This is a genomic window from Stenotrophomonas sp. TWI377 (assembly GCF_039674525.1).
Lineage (GTDB): Bacteria > Pseudomonadota > Gammaproteobacteria > Xanthomonadales > Xanthomonadaceae > Stenotrophomonas.
On record NZ_JBDJNT010000020.1, the window covers coordinates 52,664 to 70,619 of the forward strand.

Consider the following 17,956-nt stretch of genomic DNA (forward strand, 5'->3'; position numbering starts at 1 on the left):
GATGCGGTATCATCGCCCCCTGAGTGAGTGAATTCTCCTCCGACCGAGCAGCGCCAGGGCACGCGATAAGAAAGGGCGCCCAAAGCGCGGACCATTCCCCTTTTTTATCTCACTGCCTTCCAAAACGGCGGTGTTTCGGAGTTTCCCATGTCCCAAGAATCCCCCGCGCCGCTGCTGTTCGCAGATCTCGGCCTGTCCGACGCTGTGATGCAGGCCGTCGCCACTGTCGGTTACGAAACCCCGTCGCCGATCCAGGCCGCCACCATTCCGGCCATGCTGGAAGGCCGTGACGTGCTCGGCCAGGCCCAGACCGGTACCGGCAAGACCGCCGCCTTCGCGCTGCCGGTGCTGTCCAACCTCGATTTCAACCAGACCAAGCCGCAGGTGCTGGTGCTGGCGCCGACCCGCGAACTGGCCATCCAGGTCGCCGAGGCGTTCCAGACCTATTCCTCCGGCATTCCCGGCTTCCGCGTGCTGCCGGTGTACGGCGGCCAGCCCTATGGCCAGCAGTTGTCGGCCCTGCGCCGTGGCGTGCACGTCATCGTCGGCACCCCGGGCCGCGTGATCGATCATCTCGAGCGCGGGACCCTGGACCTGTCCGAGCTGAAGACGCTGGTGCTGGACGAAGCCGATGAAATGCTGCGCATGGGCTTCATCGACGACGTCGAAGCCGTGCTGAAGAAGCTGCCGGAGACCCGTCAGGTCGCCCTGTTCTCGGCCACCATGCCGTCGCAGATCCGCCGCATCGCGCAGACCTACCTGAAGAACCCGGCCGAAGTGACCATCGTCAGCAAGACGACCACCTCGGCCAACATCCGCCAGCGTTACTGGTGGGTGAGCGGCATGCACAAGCTGGACGCGCTGACCCGCATCCTGGAAGTGGAACCGTTCGACGCGATGATCATCTTCTCGCGTACCAAGGCAGCCACCGAAGAGCTGGCCGAGAAGCTGCAGGCACGCGGCCTGGCCGCGGCCGCCATCAACGGCGACATGCAGCAGGCCCAGCGCGAGCGCACCATCGGCATGCTGAAGGAAGGCAAGCTGGACATCCTGGTCGCCACCGACGTGGCCGCCCGTGGTCTGGACGTGGAGCGCATCAGCCACGTGCTGAACTACGACATCCCGTACGACACCGAAAGCTACGTGCACCGCATCGGCCGTACCGGCCGTGCCGGCCGCACCGGTGATGCGATCCTGTTCGCCACCCCGCGCGAAAAGGGCATGCTGCGGGCCATCGAGCGCGCCACCCGCCAGCCGATCGAAGAGATGCAGCTGCCGAGCGTGGACGCGGTCAACGACACCCGCATCACCAAGTTCATGAGCCGCATCAGCGATGTGCTCGATGCCGGTGGCACCGAGTTCTACCGCGACCTGCTGCAGCGCCTGGAAGGCGAGAAGAACGTGCCGGCGATCGAGATCGCCGCCGCGCTGGCCAAGCTGCTGCAGGGTGATTCGCCGTTCCTGCTGACCCCGCCGGTCCGTGGTGCCCGTGAAGAGCGTGCCCCGCATCAGCGCAACGAGCGCAGCAACGACCGTGGCGAGCGTCCGGCCCGTTTCGAGCCGCGCTTCGAGCGTGGTCCGCGCCGTGAAGACGACCGTGGCCCGCGTCCGCCGCGTCCGGAAGGCGACTTCGGCAACAGCGAAGGCGGCGTCGAGCGCGCCCCGCGCCGTGACATCGCCCCGCGCGGTGCCGCCGAGCCGGGCATGGAAACCTTCCGTATCGAAGTGGGCCACGTCCACGGCGTGAAGCCGGGCAACATCGTCGGCGCGATCGCCAACGAAGCCGGCCTGGAAAGCCGTTTCATCGGCCGCATCGACATCCACGACGACTTCTCGGTGCTGGACCTGCCGGCCGAAATGCCGCAGGACCTGCTGACCCACCTGAAGAAGGTGTGGGTCTCGGGCCAGCAGCTTCAGATGCGCAAGGTCGAGCCGGGTGAAGACCTGACCCCGTCGGCGCGTCCGGCCTTCAAGCCGAAGTTCGGTGGCAAGCCGCGTGGTCCGGGCGGTCCGGGTGGCCCGCGCAGCGGCCCGGGCGGCAACGACCGCCCGCCGCGTCGTGACGGCTTCAAGCCGCGCGGTCCGCGCAACTTCTGATCGCCCCAGGGTGATCAACGCGACGCCAGCCTCCGGGCTGGCGTCGTCGTATCCGGCCTCCGCGTCCCGGTCGACCGGTTTCGCACCGTCTCAACAGTGCTGGCCCTAGCCTGCGGATTGGACCATGCTCCAATGGAATGAGTTTCCACATCCGCAGCCCCGGGGGGATCGGCGATGTCTGGAGGTCGCAGGGAGAGTGGCAGGACCGCGATACCGTGTTCGATGCGGGGCCTGACCCTGCGCTTCGTGTTGTTGACCGGCATGGCCATCGGCCTGGTCGGGATTTCCGCGTTGATCCAGGAGCTGCAGGCGGCCTCCACGGCGTGGATCATGGGCCAGAGCCACTGGTCGCGTGGCCAGCAGCAGGCCACTCACGCGCTGTCGCGGTACATCGCCTCGGGGGATGCTGTTGACCTGGGCGCAACCCGGCAGGCGCTGCGGGTGCCGCTGGGCGATCTCACCGCCCGCCGTGCCCTCGAGCAGGCCGACCCGGACATCGCCGCAGCACGCCAGGGCTTCATTGAGGGCGGCAACGCCCGTGGCGACATCAACCGTTTGATCCTCTCGTATCGCTACCTGCGCGATCAGCCGTATTTCCGCGATGCGGTACGGCTGTGGCGCGACACCGATAACGATCTGCTGCAACTGGTGGCCATCACCGACCGGGTCCAGGCCGGGCATGCCGCCGGCACACTGACACCGGCGGCGCAGCAGGCCCTGCTGCGCCGGGTGCAGGCGCTGGATGTGGGGATGCAGAACCAGGCGCGTGCGTTCTCCAGCGCGTTGCTGCACACCGCGGCGATGGTGCGCATGACGACCTTCATCGTCGGCGGGCTGTCGGTGCTGGCGATCACCCTGGTCGCCGTGCTGCTGGCGCGGCGCGTGCGCAATGACCTGACCGAACAGGAGAGCCGGTTCCGGGCCGCGTTCTACCAGGCCACGGTGGGCATGCTCAAGCTGGATGAGGACGGCGGCATCATGGAGGCCAACCAGGCAATGGCCGATATCCTCGGCCAACGCCGCGAAGCGCTGCTCAGTCTGTCGCTGGCCGATCTGCTGGTGGAGGGCGAGCTGGTCCTGGACGAGCACGGCCGGATCGACTGGCCGCGGCAGCTGCGCCCCGGTGAGCTGCGCTTCCTGCGTGCCGACGGCAACCTGATGTGGGGGCGCTGGAGCGGTACCGTGGTGCACACCCGGGCGCGGGCGCCGGCGGTGTTCGCGCTGGTGGAAGATGTTTCGCAGAACCATGCCCTGGCACGCGAGGTGGAGCACCACGCCAGTCACGACCCGCTGACCGGGCTGATCAACCGCCGCGAGATCGAGCGGCTGCTCGAACAGGCGCTGGTGGCGGTACGGGCCGCGGGCGGCACCCACTCGCTGTGCTACATCGATCTGGACTACTTCAAGCTGGTCAACGACGGGCTCGGCCATGCTGCTGGCGATCAGCTGCTGCGCAGCTTCGCCGATTACCTGGTGGGGGCGGTGCGCGATGGCGACTGGGTCGGCCGCCTGGGAGGCGACGAGTTCGCCCTGTTCCTGGCCAATGCCGGGCAGGATGAAGCCAAGCAGGTGCTGCAGCGGGTGGTGCGCACGCTTGGCCAGGTCAGCATCCAGCAGGGCGACGGCGCACCCCGGGTGAGCTGCAGCATCGGGGTCGTTGAGATCAGCCCGGATGCGCCGGATGTGAACTGGTTGATGAGCGCCGCCGATAGTGCCTGCTACGCGGCCAAGGAAGCCGGTCGCAACCGGGTGCACTGCTACAACGAGAGCCGCATGGCGCTGGATGAGCGGCGGCGCGAAGCGGAGCGGTTGGCCCATGTTTCCAGCGCGATGGCCGAGAACCGCATGCTGTTGTATGCCCAGCGTATCGAGCGGGTCGGCGATCCGGAGTTCCTGCATTACGAAGTTCTGGTGCGCATGCGCAGCCCGGAAGGCGCGTTGCAGGGGCCGGCCGAGTTCATGGGCGCGGTGGAGCGATACGGCATGGGCATGGCACTGGACCGGCATGTGCTGTCGCTGCTGTTCCGGCACCTGCAGGTGTGCCCGAGCCATGTGCAGCAGCTGGGCCTGTGCAACGTCAACGTGTCCGCGCAGTCGATCGCCGAGCCGAGCTTCCTGGCCTTCGTCACCGATCTGCTTGAACGCAACCGCGGCCTGGCGCGCAAGCTGTGCTTTGAAATCACCGAGACCGCGGCGGTCAGCAACCTGGACCAGGCGCGCGCCTTCATCGATGCGGTGAAAGCGCGTGGCTGCCGCATGGCGCTGGACGATTTCGGCTCGGGGCTGTCCTCGTTCGGCTACCTGCGGCAACTGCCGGCGGACATGCTCAAGATCGACGGCGTGTTCGTGCGCGACATGAACCTGGATCCGGTCAACCGCGCCGCGGTGCGCGCGATCACCGAGGTCGGCCGCGAGCTGCACATGATGGTGGTGGCCGAATGGGTGGAATCGGCGGTGGTCGCCGATCAGCTGGCGCAGATGGGCGTGGAGGGCCTGCAGGGGTATGCGATCGAACGGCCTATTCCGCTGGAGCGGATGACCCAGCTGGCGATACGGCCGGTGGGCGCGGGGCGGCCCTCCGAGGCCTGGCGGGGCGCGCCATGATGCGATAATCCTCGCCGACGACAGCGGACACGGTGTGCGCGGGCGATCACGGGCGGGCAGGGCGCAGTGTGAGCAACGGGGGCGGGTATTCAATCGGGTGGATGGCGCTTGCGCTGGTGCTGCTGTGGCTGTTGCCCTGGAGCCTGCAGGCGGCCCCGCGCGTGGGGCAGGATTTCCTGTTGCTGGGCGGGGCGACCGATGCGGTCACCCCCCAGCGCGCGTGCACCCCGGATGTGCTGGCACGCCACCAGGAAGTGCTGTCCATCCCGGCCCCGGCCGCCGGCTGGTCGGGCAAGCCCCAGGCCGTGGATGTGTTCGGCGTGCTCACCGGCGAGGTCCGCATCAGCCACGGTGACCGCGAGATCTGCGGCAGCATGCACGATGCGCGTACCCGTGATTCGCGCTTCCGTGCAGGGGTCGGGCTGGTGGTGGTGCCCGAGGCCGGCAACCATGAGCCGATCGTGGTCTCCTGGACACGCCCGCTCAAGCCGCGCTGGGTGCCGACCATCCAGTTGGGGGCCCCGAGCCCGGTGCAGCAGAACGATACGGCACGGCTGCTGATGCGCGCCGCCTGCATCGCGGTGGCGATCGCGCTGGCACTGTCGGCACTGATGGGGTGGGTCACCACCCGCGACCGCTTGTTCCTGGTGTATGTCGGCGCGTGCGTGGTGTTCGTGCTGTGGCAGGCGGTGCTGGGGGGCTTGAGCGGCTATCCCGAGCCGTGGCTGCCCGTGCACGAACACGCCTCGTGGTGGCTGGTCGCGCTGAGCGCGTTCAGCGAAGCGCTGCTGCTGCCCATCCTGTGGCGACTGAACGGCGGCGATCGCCGCTGGCCGCGCTCCCGCCCGGCCCAGCATGCGGCGCTGTGGGGACTGGTGGCCATGGGGCTGACCGTGCCTTTGTGGGGGCCGGACGGCTTGGCCGTGGTGTCCGAGCTGCTGGAGTGGGTCTTCCTCACGGGCTGCACGCTGTGTCTCGGCGCAGGCCTGTGGGGGCTGTGGCAGCGCGATGCGCATGCACTGCCGGGGCTGGCCGCGCTGGCCCCCTGGTGGATCATGATCGGGGCCGATGCGCTGGATGCGCAGTGGCTGGTGGCATACCGGATCGAAGCGTTGCAGCTGTCGGCGACCTGGTTCCTGATGATGGCCGCCTATGCCCTGAACCTGCGGCTGGGCCGGCTGCGCCGCCAGCGCGATGAAATGCGCCAGCTCGCCGATACCGACATGCTGACCGGCCTGCCCAATCGCCGCGCCGGCCTGCGCCTGCTCGCCGAATACCTGGAACGGGCACGCCAGGAACCGCATGCACTGGCAATCGGCTTCCTGGATATCGATCTGTTCAAGAACATCAACGATCAGTTCGGCCACGACGTCGGCGATCAGGTCCTGGTCGCGGTGGCGCGCGCGCTGCGCGGCTCGGTGCGCAATCACGACGATGTGATCCGGATGGGCGGCGAAGAATTCCTGGTGCTGTTGCCCGGCGCCGGCCATGCCGCCGCCGTGGCGCGGTTGGAGACGGTGCGCCAGCAGGTGGCCGCAGTCACCCAGACACTCGGCATTCCCGGCCTGACGGTCTCGGCCAGCATCGGCCTGGCCGTGCTCAAGCCGGGCAGTGACGACCTGGCCGGGCTGCTGCGCCGGGCCGACCACGCCATGTATTGCGCCAAGCGCAACGGTCGCAACCAGATCCATGACGGCGAGCGCACCACGACCGCCGGCGATCCGCTGCCGGCCTGAACCGCCGGCACGCGGAAAAACGCAGCAGCGACCGCCTTTTGCCCGATAATGGGCCGATGACAACCCGACTCAACAAGCATATCGCCGACACCGGCTTCTGTTCCCGGCGTGAAGCCGACCGCCTGATCGGCGAACGCCGCGTCACCGTCAATGGCCATCCGGCCGGTACCGGTGCGGTGGTGGGCGAACAGGACGTGGTGCTGGTCGACGGCCAGCCGCTGCGCGCGCGCGAAGCGAAGAAGGCCGGCGGCCGCAAGCACGTCTATATCGCGCTGAACAAGCCGGTGGGCATCACCTGCACCACCGAAAGTTCGGTCAAGGGCAACATCGTGGAGTTCGTCGGCCACGAGCAGCGCATCTTCCCGATCGGCCGCCTGGACAAGGATTCCGAAGGCCTGATCCTGCTGACCAGCAACGGCAACATCGTCAACCAGATCCTGCGCGCCGAGAACGGGCACCAGAAGGAATACATGGTCGCGGTCAACAAGGCCGTCACCGATGAGTTCCTGCGTGGCATGGCCCGCGGCGTGCGCATCCGCGATGAGGTCACGCTGCCGTGCCGGACCAGCAAGCTGGCCAAGTTCGGGTTCCGGATCACGCTGCAGCAGGGCTTGAACCGGCAGATCCGCCTGATGGCGGCCGCGTTCGGTTTCCGGGTCACCCAGCTGCGCCGCGTGCGCATCGACAACATCAAACTCGGTGCGCTCAAGCCGGGGCAGTGGCGCAATCTCACCGATGCCGAGCTCAAAGGCCTGCTGCCCAAACAGCTGGACTGGTGATGCTGTGCGTCACGCCGTGACACCGTACCCGGGCTAGACTGATCCGGCACACGCCACCGCCTGCCACGATGATCAAGCCGTCCAAGCCGGACAACGAAGCACAGCGCCTGCTGGCGCTGCAGCGGTATCAGATCCTGGATACGCCGCGCGAGCGGTCCTTCGATGATCTGGTCACGATCGCCACCGCGCTGTGCGGCACCCACATGGGCGCGGTGACCCTGGTCGACCAGGAGCGCCAGTGATTCAAGGCGCGGCAGCTGCTGGACGCACCGGAAACCAGCCGGGACATCTCCTTCTGCGGTCACGCCATCCTGCAGCCGGACCAGGTGATGGTGGTCGAGGATGCGCGAACCGACCCACGCTTTTTCGACAACCCGGTCGTGGTCGATGAGCCGCATATCCGTTTTTATGCGGGCGCGCCGCTGCTGAGCAGTGACGGCCTGCCCCTGGGCACGCTGTGCGTGTTCGATGCCGCCCCCGGGCAGCTCAGCCCCGGCCAGCGCGATGCCCTGTCGGCGCTGTCGCGGCAGGTTTCGCTGGTGATGGAGCTGCGCCGGTATGCGCATGAAATACAGCAGCACATGACCGATCGCGCCTGGTACGAGCAGCGCCTGGCCGAGTACAACGAACTGCTGGAACTGCAGAACGCCGACCTGGCCGAACAGAGCCGCACCGACCCGCTCACCGGCCTGCCCAACCGCCGCGCGATGAGCACCGCGCTGGAGGCGGCGGTGGTGGATGCCGATGGTCACCCGCGCGCGACCGCTGTGGCGCTGCTCGACATCGACCACTTCAAGACCGTCAACGATCTGTACGGTCATGCCACCGGCGATCACGTGCTGGCCGAACTGGCCCGGCTGCTGCGCGCGCATTTCGCCGGGCATGGCCTGGCGGCGCGCTATGGCGGCGAAGAGTTCGTGGTGCTGATGCCCGACACGCCGTTGGCCACGGCAGAGCTGCAGTGCGATTTCCTGCGCATGGCGGTAGCCGATCTGCCGCTGGGCCTGCCGTTGACGATCAGCATCGGGGTGGCCGCGCACCGCCACGGCGATGCGATCGAGCAGACCCTGGCCCGCGCCGATGCGGCGCTGTACCGGGCCAAGGGCGAGGGGCGCAACCGGGTCATCCGCGCCGACTGAGGTGCACGGGCCGTATCCGCGGCAGGTACCGGGTGTTGGCCGGTACGCCCGCTCAATCGGCGATGTTGCGTGCCTCGGACGTCGCCAGGAGTTCCGGGTGCTGCACCTTCCGGCGGCGATTGAGCAGCGGGTGCAGGAACACCGCCCCCACGATGATCGCCACGCCGGCATAGAACAGCGGGGTCAGCTCCCGTTGCTCGCTGAGCAGCACCATCGCCAGCAGGATCGCGTAGACCGGCTCAAGATTGGTCACCAGCTGCGAGGTGTAGGCGCTGATGTGGCGCAGGGCGACCAGCGCGAGCGCGAACGGCAGCAGCGTGCACAGCCCGGCCAGGGCCAACAGCAGCAGGCCGTCGTGCAGGTCCGGGATCACCCACAGGTCGCTGGCCAGGGCCGGCAGCAGGAAGGGAAGTACCGGCGCCAGCAGGGTCAGGGTCAGCGTGCCCGCACCGAGTTCCAGCGCGGTCACGGTGAGCGGGTCGGCATGACTGACCAGGCGCTTGTTGAGTGAGCCGAAGATCGCCACCAGCAGCGCCGAGAGCGCGCCGATCAGGACGCCCAGGCGCATGCCATCGGGCACGCCGCCCACCACCAGCGCGACGCCCGGCAGGACCAGGATCCCGAAGGCCAGCTCACGGAACTGGAAGGGGCGCTTGGCCACCCAGGGTTCGATCACCGCGGTGAACACCGGCGCCAGCGCGATGCAGGTCGCCGCCACCGAGGCATTGGCCAGCTTCACCGCGCCATAGAACGTGAGCCAGTGCAGCGCGACCAGCGCGCCCACACCGCAGTAACCGGCGACCAGCCGCGGGGACAGCTGGCGCAGCCCGCGCCACACGCGCGGCACCAGGGCCAGCATCGCCACCACCAGCAACATGCGCCACCACACCAGCGGCAGCGCGGGCAGGGTGATCAGCTTGCCAAGGATGGCGGTGACGCCCCACAGCAGCACACAGAAATGGATTTGCAGCAGGGCTCTGCGGGTATCGGTCATCGGCATCCGCCTATTGTGCGACAAGCCGCGCCGCGACGGATGCCCTCCACGCGATCCCGCGCGGGGTCATGGCATTCTGCGGCGATGACGCGCCTGCCCATCGCCCCTGTCCCCGCCGGACTGCCGCACGCCCTGCGTGCCCTGGCCGGCCTCACCGCCGCGGTCGCCGTGGTGGCACTGCTGCTGCAGTACCACCTGCTGCTGCGCACGCCCGGCCTGGTGGCTGCGGACGCGACGCTGCGCTACCTGGGCTACTTCACCATCCTGAGCAACATCGGCGTCGCCGCGGTCTGCCTGGCACTGGCCCGGGGCCGCCGTGAAGGGCTGGCCGGCCCGGTCCCGCGCGCGGCGGTGGCGCTGTTCATCGGCATCACCGGGTTGATCTACGTGATCATCCTGCGTCCGCTGTGGCACCCGCAGGGCGCGCAATGGTGGGCCGATGCCGGCCTGCATTACGCGGTGCCCGTGCTGTATCTGCTTGGCTGGCTGGCCGGGCCGCATGGCGGCCTGCATCGGCGTGGGTTGCTCAGCACACTGGCGTTGCCGACGGTCTACCTCGGCTGGGCCCTGCTGGTCGGGCGGCTCAGTGGGCAGTACCCGTATCCCTTCCTGGACCTGGGCGCGCTGGGCATCGCGCTGGTTGCGCGCAATGCGCTGTCCGTGGCAGTGGTGTTCGTCGTGTGCGGTGCGCTGCTGTGGTGGCTGGATGGTGCCTTGGCGGCGCGCCGCCGGAACCGCTAACGCATCAGCTGCCGCCGAGCAGCTGCAGCTGATCGCGCAGCGCCATCGCCGCGCCGGGATTGCGCTGTTTGGCCGCACCGATGAACAGCACATATACCTCGCGCGGTGGCTGCGCGGGGCGTTCGGCGCAAAGGTGGGGAAGGTCCGGATTGTCTTCGCCGCGGGCCCAGCGCATCGCACGCAGGCACCATTGCTCCATGGCCCTGGCCGGGTAGCCGGCGCGCAGGTTGGCGCGCGATCGCATCAGCCGCGCATAGATGAACCCCGCGGTCGGGTCGGCAAAGCTGGGGTACTCATCCGAGCCACTGAATACCAGCGCTGCACCGTGGGCGCGGGCAGCGGCCAACAGCGCCGGCGTCCATGCGGCAGGATTGCGTATCTCCAGTGCATGCTGCAGAAGCCGACCGTCGATCTTGCGCGGGAGCATGCCCAGGAACTGCTCGAATTCGTCCGCACCGGCGGGATGGCTGTCGCCGAACTGCCAGATCAGCGGCCCCAGCCGGTCCTCCAGCACGCTGATGCCCTCGATGAAGCGCTCGGCGCGTTCACCAACGGTGGTCAGGTCATGGGTCTGGGTGATCATGCGCGGCGCCTTGGCCGAGAAGCGGAAGCCCGCTGGCGTCTGCTCGCGCCACTGCGCATAGATGGCCGGCTTCTGCGCACGGTAGAACGTGCTGTTGATCTCGATGCAGCCCAGCTGTTGGCTGGCGTAGGCCAGTTCTTCGCGTTGCGGCAGCCCGGCCGGATAGAACGTGCCGCCGCGCCATGCCGGGAAGACCCAGCCGCCGATGCCGGTGCGGATGGTGCCGGGCGGTGTGCTCATGCGCCGCCCGCATGGTCGGCCCACGGGTCGTAGCTGCCGAACCACCACAGGTAACCTTCCAGATCGCGGCAGGCATAGCCGCGGCCGCCATACGGTTGGTCGGCGATGTCCATGACGATCTGCGCGCCCGCGGCGACGGCGCGCGCATGGTGCGCATCCGGATCGGCCACGATCACGCAGGCGCTCTGGGTCTGCCGACCGCCGACCTTGTCCGGGTGGACGCTGTAGCGGCCCCACTCGCTGGCGTTGTCGACCGAGCCGAGCATGATCATGCCGTGGCCATACACCATCTGGGCATGGTGGACGATATCGCCCTCGGCATACACCGCCTGTTTCTGGAAGCCGAACGCGCGCTGCAGCCACGCCATCGCGGCGTGTGCATCGCGGTAGCGCAGGCAGGGAATGATCGTGGCGGTGGTCTCGGCGGGCGCGGTCATGGCGGGCCTCCTTCTGGCACAGGCGAGCCTGATCCGGGCCGCGTTACCATCGTGCGAAACCGGGGCATCGACACCCTCGACGCCCCCGCCACACGCAACCGGAGACACTGCTTGAACACATCCTGGATCGGAGGCGCCGTGCTGCTCGCATGCGCACCCTTGGCATCGGCCGCCGTGCCGGCCGAACTGCAGCGGCTGGACGCCACCATCGAACGCGCCCGCGCCGAGTTCGACATCCCCGGCATCGCCGTGGCGGTGGTCAAGGATGGCAAGGTAGTGATGGAGCGCGGCTACGGGGTGCGCGAGCTGGGCAAGCCGGATCCGGTCCAGGCCGATACGCTGTTCGCGATCGCGTCCAACACCAAGGCGTTCACCGCCACCGCGCTGAATCTGCTGGCCGAGCAGGGCAAGCTGAAGATGGAGGATCGCGTGATCGATCATCTGCCCGGCTTCCGCATGTCCGATCCGTACGTCACCGGCGAAATGCGCATCCGCGATCTGCTCTCGCACCGCAGTGGCCTGAGCCTGGGCGCGGGCGACCTGCTGTTCTGGCCGACCACCTCCTACAGCAACAAGGAGGTGGTGCAGCGGCTGGGCAAGGTGCCGCTGAAGGCCGGTTTCCGTGATCGCTATGCCTACGACAACATTCTCTACGCGGTCGCCCAGCAGGTGATCGAACAGGTGTCCGGGCAGACCTATGCGGACTTCCTGCAGCAGCACATCTTCACCCCGGTGGGCATGCAAAGCACCCGCTACAACGCCGATCATCTGCAGCCCGGCGACAACGCCGCGGTCGGTCACGCCAAGTACGATTTCAGCCAGCTGCGCACCGTCGCGCCGCTGACCTGGTCCAACAATGCCGGCGCCGGCGGCATTTATTCCAGCGTGCACGACATGGCGCGCTGGATGAACGTGCAGCTGGCCCACGGCACGCTGGAGAACGGGCAGCCACTGTTCACCGCCAAGACCCAGCAGGCGATGTGGCAGATGATTACGCCTCAGGTCGTGCCCGAACCGAGCGTGCCGCAGCTGGCGGCCGCACGGCCGAACTTCGCCGGCTATGGCGAAGGCTGGAGCCTGAGCGACTACCGCGGCCAGAAGCTGGTCTGGCATACCGGCGGCTGGCCGGGGATGGTGTCGCGCGTGACCCTGGTGCCGGAGCACAAGCTGGGCATCGTGGTGCTCACCAACCAGGAAGTCGGCGCGGCCTTCAATGCCATCACGATGGAAGCGCTGGATGCCTATCTGCAGGCCCCGGCCACCGACTGGGTCGCCGCGTATGCCGCTGCCGTTGCCAAGTCACAGGAGAAAGCAGACGAAGGCTGGGCCAAGCACCAGGCCGCACGTGATGCGAGATCCAAGCCGTCGCTGCCACTGGCGCGCTACGCAGGGGGCTACCGCGACGCATGGTACGGCGATGTATTCGTTGAGCAGCAGGGCGGCAAGCTGCGCCTGCGCTTCGGCAAGACCGCGCAGTTGATCGGCACGCTGGAACATTGGCAGCACGATACCTTCCTGGTGCGCTGGGACGACCGGTCACTCAATGCCGACGCCTTCGTGAATTTCAGTCTGGATCCGGACGGCAACGTCCGTGAGGTCCGCATGCAGGCGGCGTCCTCGCTGACCGATTTCAGTTTCGATTTCCAGGACCTGCTGCTGACACCGATCGCGCCCGAGGCCAAGGGCTGAACCCCGTCGCCGGCGTGTGATGGAGGTGAGAGTAAAAGGACAGGCCGCGGTGGGATAATCGCGGCCTGTTTTGTTTTTGGTGCACTGCGATGTTCCGCTGGTTCGAATCGCTGATTCCGGTTTTCCCGCCGATCGATGCGCGCATGCCACCGCGCAAGGTGGTGCCGTTCTATATCCACTATCTGCGCCCGGTGTGGCCGGTGCTGCTGGCCACGTTGATCGCCGGCCTGCTGTTGGCGCTGGTCGAAGTGGCGATGTTCGATTTCCTTGGCCGCATCGTGGACATGGTCGCCGAGCAGCCCGGCAGCGATTTCTTTGCGCGGCATGCCAACACGCTGATGTGGATGGCCGGCATCACCCTGATCGCGCGCCCGCTGCTGGTGTCGTTGCACAGCCTGCTGGTGAACCAGGCGATCGTACCGGGGCTGAGCAACCGCTCGCGCTGGTTGATGCACAACTATGTGGTGCGGCAGAGCCTGAGCTTCTTCCAGAACGATTTCGCCGGCAGCATGGCCAATCGGGTCATGCAGACGGGGACGTCGCTGCGTGAATCGGCCGTGCAGATGGTCGATTCGCTCTGGTACATCATCGTCTACACCGGCACTGCGCTGTACCTGTTCGCGCAGGCCGACTGGCGGCTGATGATTCCGTTGGGGCTGTGGATGGCCGGCTACGCGGTGATCATGTGGTACTTCGTGCCGCGGGCCAAAGAGCGCGCGTGGATCGCCTCCGAAGCACGCTCCAAAGCGATGGGCCGCATTGTGGATGGCTACACCAACGTGCCCACGCTGAAGCTGTTCGCCCATGGCGGGCGCGAGCAGGCCTACGTGGCCGAGGCGATCGACGAACTGGCCACCAAGCACCGTGGCCAGACCCGGGTCACCACCGGGCTGGAAGTCACCATCGCCATCGTCAACGGCTTCCTGATCGTGGGCACCTGCGGCCTGGCGCTGTGGCTGTGGAACGGCGGCCACATCACCGTCGGCGCAATCACCCTGGCCACCGGCCTGGTGATCCGCATCCACAACATGTCCGGCTGGATCATGTGGACCATCAACGGCATCTTCGAAGATATCGGCACGGTGCAGGACGGCATCACCACCATCTCCCAGCCGCTGACCGTGCAGGACCGTATCGACGCCGTGCCGTTGGTGGTCAGCCAGGGCGCCGTGCATTTCGATCACATCCATTTCCATTACGGCAAACGCGGGGGCGTGATCGCCGGGTTGGACCTGCAGGTGAAACCCGGTGAGAAGATCGGCCTGGTGGGGCCCTCGGGTGCCGGCAAGTCGACCCTGGTCAACGTGCTGCTGCGTCTGTACGACCTGGAGAGCGGGCAGATCCGCATCGACGGCCAGGACATCGCGGGTGTCACCCAGGAGAGCCTGCGCCGGCAGATCGGCGTGGTCACCCAGGACACCTCGCTGCTGCACCGCTCGATCCGCGACAACCTGCTGTACGGGCGTCCGGATGCAACCGAGGCGCAGCTGCATGCCGCCGTGGCCAAGGCACGCGCCTCGGCCTTCATCGATACGCTGGTCGATGGGGAAGGGCGCCGTGCTTACGACGCGCACGTCGGCGAGCGCGGGGTGAAACTGTCCGGCGGCCAGCGCCAGCGCATCGCGATCGCGCGGGTGCTGCTCAAGGACGCCCCGATCCTGGTGCTGGACGAAGCAACCTCGGCGCTGGATTCGGAAGTGGAAGCGGCGATCCAGGACAACCTGGACGAATTGATGACCGGCAAGACGGTGATCGCGATCGCGCACCGCCTGTCCACCATCGCGCGCATGGACCGGCTGGTGGTGATGGATCAGGGCCGCATCGTGGAGACCGGCACGCACGCCGAGCTGATCGCGGCGGGCGGGTTGTATGCGCGGCTGTGGGCGCGGCAGACCGGGGGCTTCGTCGCCGCCGATGCCTAACCGGTGCCGACGCTGCCGGGGGGTAGAGCCGACGGTCAGTCGGCTGCTTCCCGCGTAGAGCCGGGTTCTACCCGGCTGCTCCTGCTGTTGCGTGGCGCAGGCAGCCGGGTAGAACCCGGCTCTACGAAACCCCACAAAAAAACGGCCCGGTTCGCACCGGGCCGTTGCCTGTCTGACGAGGAACCAGGCGGGTTTACTCGATCGGCTGGTCCAGCATCAGCTGGCGCGCGAAGCGCACCGGCGGGGCGCCGTAGGACAGCATCTGATCGTGGTACGCCTTCAGGTTGAACTTCGCGCCCTGCTTGTCCTGCACGGCCTTGCGGGTATCGAAGTGTTCCTGCGCGCCGACGAAGTAGGTCGGCAGCTGCGCGGAGGTCAGCTGCGCACGCACCCACTTGCCCGAGGCTTCGCTTTCCTGCTGGAAGGCATCGTGGGTCATCAGGTGCATCGCCTGCTCACGCGTCCAGTTGTCCACGTGCACGCCCTGATCCAGGATCGCGTTGGAGATGGTGCGCAGGTAGAACTTCAGCTGCACCAGGTGGAACAGCGGATCGTTGTCCAGGTAACCCTGCTCCTGCATCATCCGCTCGGTGTAGACCGCCCAGCCTTCGGCGAACAGGCCCGAACGCAGCACCGCACGCAGCGTGGAGGGGAACTTGCCCGAGTGCCAGCCTTCCAGGTAATGGCCCGGGGTGCCTTCGTGGATGCTCAGCAGGTGGATCATGCGGCTGTTGTATTCGCGCAGGAACGAGTCGACCTGCTTGTCCGTCCAGTCGTCCGGGATCGGCGAGACCGCATAGAAGGTCTTCAGGTTCTTGTCGAGCGGGCCCGGCGAGTCGCAATAGGCCACGGCCACGCCACGCTGGAATTCCGGCATCAGGATGATGTCGACCGGCGAATCGGGCAGGGTCATCAGGTCATGCTTGCGCACGAACTCGGTGGACTGCTCCAGCGCGGCCTTGGCGTCGTCAACCACCTTGTCGCGGGCCGGCTTGTCGGCATAGGCCAGCTCCAGCGCGGCTTCGATCGCGGCCTGCTGCTGCTCATCGCTCGGGTTGGCCGGCAGCGCCGGCGCGCCCGGCTTGTCCTTGAGCACGGTCTGCGCGATGCCGTACATGTCCTGGCGCACACGCTTGAGCTCGGCACGCGCGCGCTCGCCGATCTCGGCGCGCGAGAGCGAGGAGTTCAGCGCGAACTTCAGCTTCTGGTCGTACAGGTCCGCACCGATGCGGAAGTCCCCCTTGGCGTTCGGCACCAGGGTCTTGTCCAGCCAGGTCTGCTGCTCGTCGACAGCCTTCTTCAAGCCCTCGATCGCGGCCTGCAGGCGCTTCTGGTCCTCGGCCGGCAGCTCACCGATGTGCGGGGTGATGAAGGTATCGACGATGCTCAGGATGCCGCGGTTCTGTTTGGCCACCGTTTCGGCATGGATCTTCGGCACGCGGGCCGGGTCCAGGTTCTCGCGGGCCTGGGCGAAGATCTGCGGCAGCTTCTCCATGCGCGCGGTCGCCGACTTCAGGCGGTCGGGCAGCGGGGCGAACTCACGCGCCATCAGGCCGTAGAGCGCGCTGCCGGCCATGCCGTTGTACATCTGCGGGTCCCACTTGGGCGACTGCAGCACTTCCGCGGTCCAGACCTCGGACTGCAGCTGGTTGCGCAGGATCGCCGCATCCACCTGGTTCTCGCGCGAGAGCTTGCTGACGTCGATCTTGTCCAGATCGCCCAGCAGTGCCTTGTATGCGGTCAGCACCTTCTGCTGGCCGGCCGCGCTCAGGTCGTCGATCTCGCTGTCGTAGCGGTGGTCGCCGATCTGCGTGGCGCTGATCGGGGACAGCTGCATCCAGGTGTCGAGGGCGCGCTTGGACAGATCGGCGAAGGCCGCATCGACCGCGGCATCGCCAGCCGGGATGGCCGCTTCGGTGCCGGTGGTGGGCGTCGGGGAGTCGGCCTGCTGGCAGCCACCAAGGGCGGCGATCAGGGCGAGGGCAAGCAGATGCTGGCGCATCGGTGTTCCTGTACTGGGGACAATCCCCGAGCATAGGGCCGATGGCCGCCGTTGTCCCCGTGCCATTGGATTACCATGCGCCGTGAAGATCACCGCTTTTGATGGAGCTGCACTGTGACCGAGTGGAAAGGACGGGCCCGCGCCGGGCTGGCAGGGATGCTGTTGTTGGTCCTGGTGGCCTGTGGCCGCAGCGGGCCGAACTACGCCGCCGATGCGGCCGCCGGGGCCGTGGCGTCCCCCGAGGGCGCGTTCCTGGCGTATGAACACGACATCCGCATCCAGCTGGATGCCAAGCGCATCAGTGAGCGGGTCAAGGCCGTGTCCGCGGCCTGCCAGAGCAACCGGTTCGGGGACTGTGCCGTGCTGCAGGTAGGCGAGGAAGGCGGTGAAACCCGCTCCGGCTCCATCCGCGTGCGCATCGCGCCCAAGGGCGTGGAACCGATCATCGCCCTGGCTGGTGAAGGCGGCGATGTGGCCTCGCGCAACACGCATGCCGAAGATCTGGCCCAGCAGGTGGCCGATACCGCGCTGACCCAGACGCGGTTGCAGAAAGAACACGCGCAGCTGCAGGCGTATCAGCAGCGCAGTGACATGAAGGTGGCCGACCTGTTGGCGGTCTCGCAGCGCATGGCGGAGATCGAGGCGGGGCTGGAGCAGGCCAACAAGGACGCGGCACAGCAACGCCGGCGGATCGACACCCAGCTGGTGACGATGCACTTCGAAGGCCCGGCCGGGCAGCGCAGCCGCAGCGAAATCGGCAAGGCGTTCAGTGAGTTCGGGGCGATCTTCACCACCAGCATCGCCTTCGTGATCCGCGCGATCGCCGCCTTGGTGCCGGTCGGCGTGGTGGTCTGGGCGGTCGGTGCCGTGGTCGTGGCGCTGTGGCGCCGTCGCAAGCGGCGCAAGGCCGCGGCGGCCGCACGCTGACCAGACCGGTCGTGGGGGGGGGGCGGGAGCGGGCACTCCCGAAAAAGAGACAAAAGCGGCGGGCTA

12 protein-coding genes and 1 pseudogene are annotated in these 17,956 nt (G+C 67.6%); 9 read left to right on the forward strand and 4 right to left on the reverse strand.

The window, feature by feature from the left end; translation table 11 throughout:
- Positions 1-147: 147 nt before the first annotated feature.
- The 5 genes and pseudogenes from ABE546_RS15665 to ABE546_RS15685 all read left to right on the forward strand — a co-directional run bounded on the left by ABE546_RS15665 (position 148) and on the right by ABE546_RS15685 (position 8,355).
- A complete protein-coding gene (locus ABE546_RS15665; protein ID WP_346464416.1) occupies positions 148-2,097 on the forward strand; it encodes a DEAD/DEAH box helicase in 1,950 nt (649 codons plus the stop codon).
- Between the two features lie 222 nt (positions 2,098-2,319).
- Positions 2,320-4,701, forward strand: a complete 2,382-nt coding sequence (locus tag ABE546_RS15670; protein ID WP_346464417.1) for an EAL domain-containing protein — start codon at positions 2,320-2,322, stop codon at positions 4,699-4,701.
- A 101-nt stretch (positions 4,702-4,802) separates the two neighbouring features.
- A complete protein-coding gene (locus tag ABE546_RS15675) occupies positions 4,803-6,437 on the forward strand; it encodes a diguanylate cyclase (RefSeq protein ID WP_346464418.1) in 1,635 nt (544 codons plus the stop codon).
- A 56-nt stretch (positions 6,438-6,493) separates the two neighbouring features.
- Positions 6,494-7,216: a pseudouridine synthase gene (locus ABE546_RS15680; RefSeq protein ID WP_019184431.1), complete on the forward strand. Its 723-nt coding sequence runs from the start codon at positions 6,494-6,496 to the stop codon at positions 7,214-7,216.
- Positions 7,217-7,284: 68 nt separating this feature from the next.
- Positions 7,285-8,355, forward strand: a pseudogene (locus tag ABE546_RS15685) (sensor domain-containing diguanylate cyclase).
- A gap of 52 nt (positions 8,356-8,407) precedes the next feature.
- On the opposite strand, the gene ABE546_RS15690 reads toward ABE546_RS15685, so the two are convergent.
- Entirely contained in the window at positions 8,408-9,355 is a 948-nt protein-coding gene (locus ABE546_RS15690; RefSeq protein WP_293981624.1) for a DMT family transporter, read from the reverse strand.
- A gap of 78 nt (positions 9,356-9,433) precedes the next feature.
- Here ABE546_RS15690 and ABE546_RS15695 point away from each other — a divergent pair, with 78 nt between their 5' ends.
- Entirely contained in the window at positions 9,434-10,090 is a 657-nt protein-coding gene (locus tag ABE546_RS15695; protein WP_313210809.1) for a Pr6Pr family membrane protein, read from the forward strand.
- Between the two features lie 4 nt (positions 10,091-10,094).
- Here ABE546_RS15695 and ABE546_RS15700 read toward each other — a convergent pair whose 3' ends face one another.
- Both ABE546_RS15700 and ABE546_RS15705 read right to left on the reverse strand, forming a co-directional pair.
- A complete protein-coding gene (locus ABE546_RS15700) occupies positions 10,095-10,913 on the reverse strand; it encodes a DUF72 domain-containing protein (RefSeq protein ID WP_346464419.1) in 819 nt (272 codons plus the stop codon).
- Positions 10,910-11,350, reverse strand: coding sequence for a VOC family protein (locus ABE546_RS15705; RefSeq protein ID WP_346464421.1), 441 nt, complete (start codon positions 11,348-11,350; stop codon positions 10,910-10,912). The genes ABE546_RS15700 and ABE546_RS15705 overlap by 4 nt, the downstream gene beginning before the upstream one ends.
- A 111-nt stretch (positions 11,351-11,461) precedes the next feature.
- Here ABE546_RS15705 and ABE546_RS15710 point away from each other — a divergent pair, with 111 nt between their 5' ends.
- Entirely contained in the window at positions 11,462-13,039 is a 1,578-nt protein-coding gene (locus ABE546_RS15710; protein ID WP_346464423.1) for a serine hydrolase, read from the forward strand.
- Positions 13,040-13,128: 89 nt separating this feature from the next.
- Complete coding sequence (smrA, locus tag ABE546_RS15715; protein ID WP_313210817.1) at positions 13,129-14,961, forward strand: multidrug efflux ABC transporter SmrA; 1,833 nt, start codon at positions 13,129-13,131, stop codon at positions 14,959-14,961.
- 193 nt (positions 14,962-15,154) lie between these two features.
- Here the strand turns inward: smrA and ABE546_RS15720 are convergent, their stop codons facing one another.
- Positions 15,155-16,963 carry a DUF885 domain-containing protein gene (locus tag ABE546_RS15720; RefSeq protein WP_313210819.1) on the reverse strand — a complete coding sequence of 603 codons (1,809 nt, stop codon included), beginning with the start codon at positions 16,961-16,963 and terminating at the stop codon, positions 15,155-15,157.
- Between the two features lie 156 nt (positions 16,964-17,119).
- On the opposite strand from ABE546_RS15720, the gene ABE546_RS15725 reads away from it, so the two are divergent.
- A complete protein-coding gene (locus ABE546_RS15725) occupies positions 17,120-17,890 on the forward strand; it encodes a DUF4349 domain-containing protein (protein ID WP_313210880.1) in 771 nt (256 codons plus the stop codon).
- Positions 17,891-17,956: the final 66 nt, after the last annotated feature.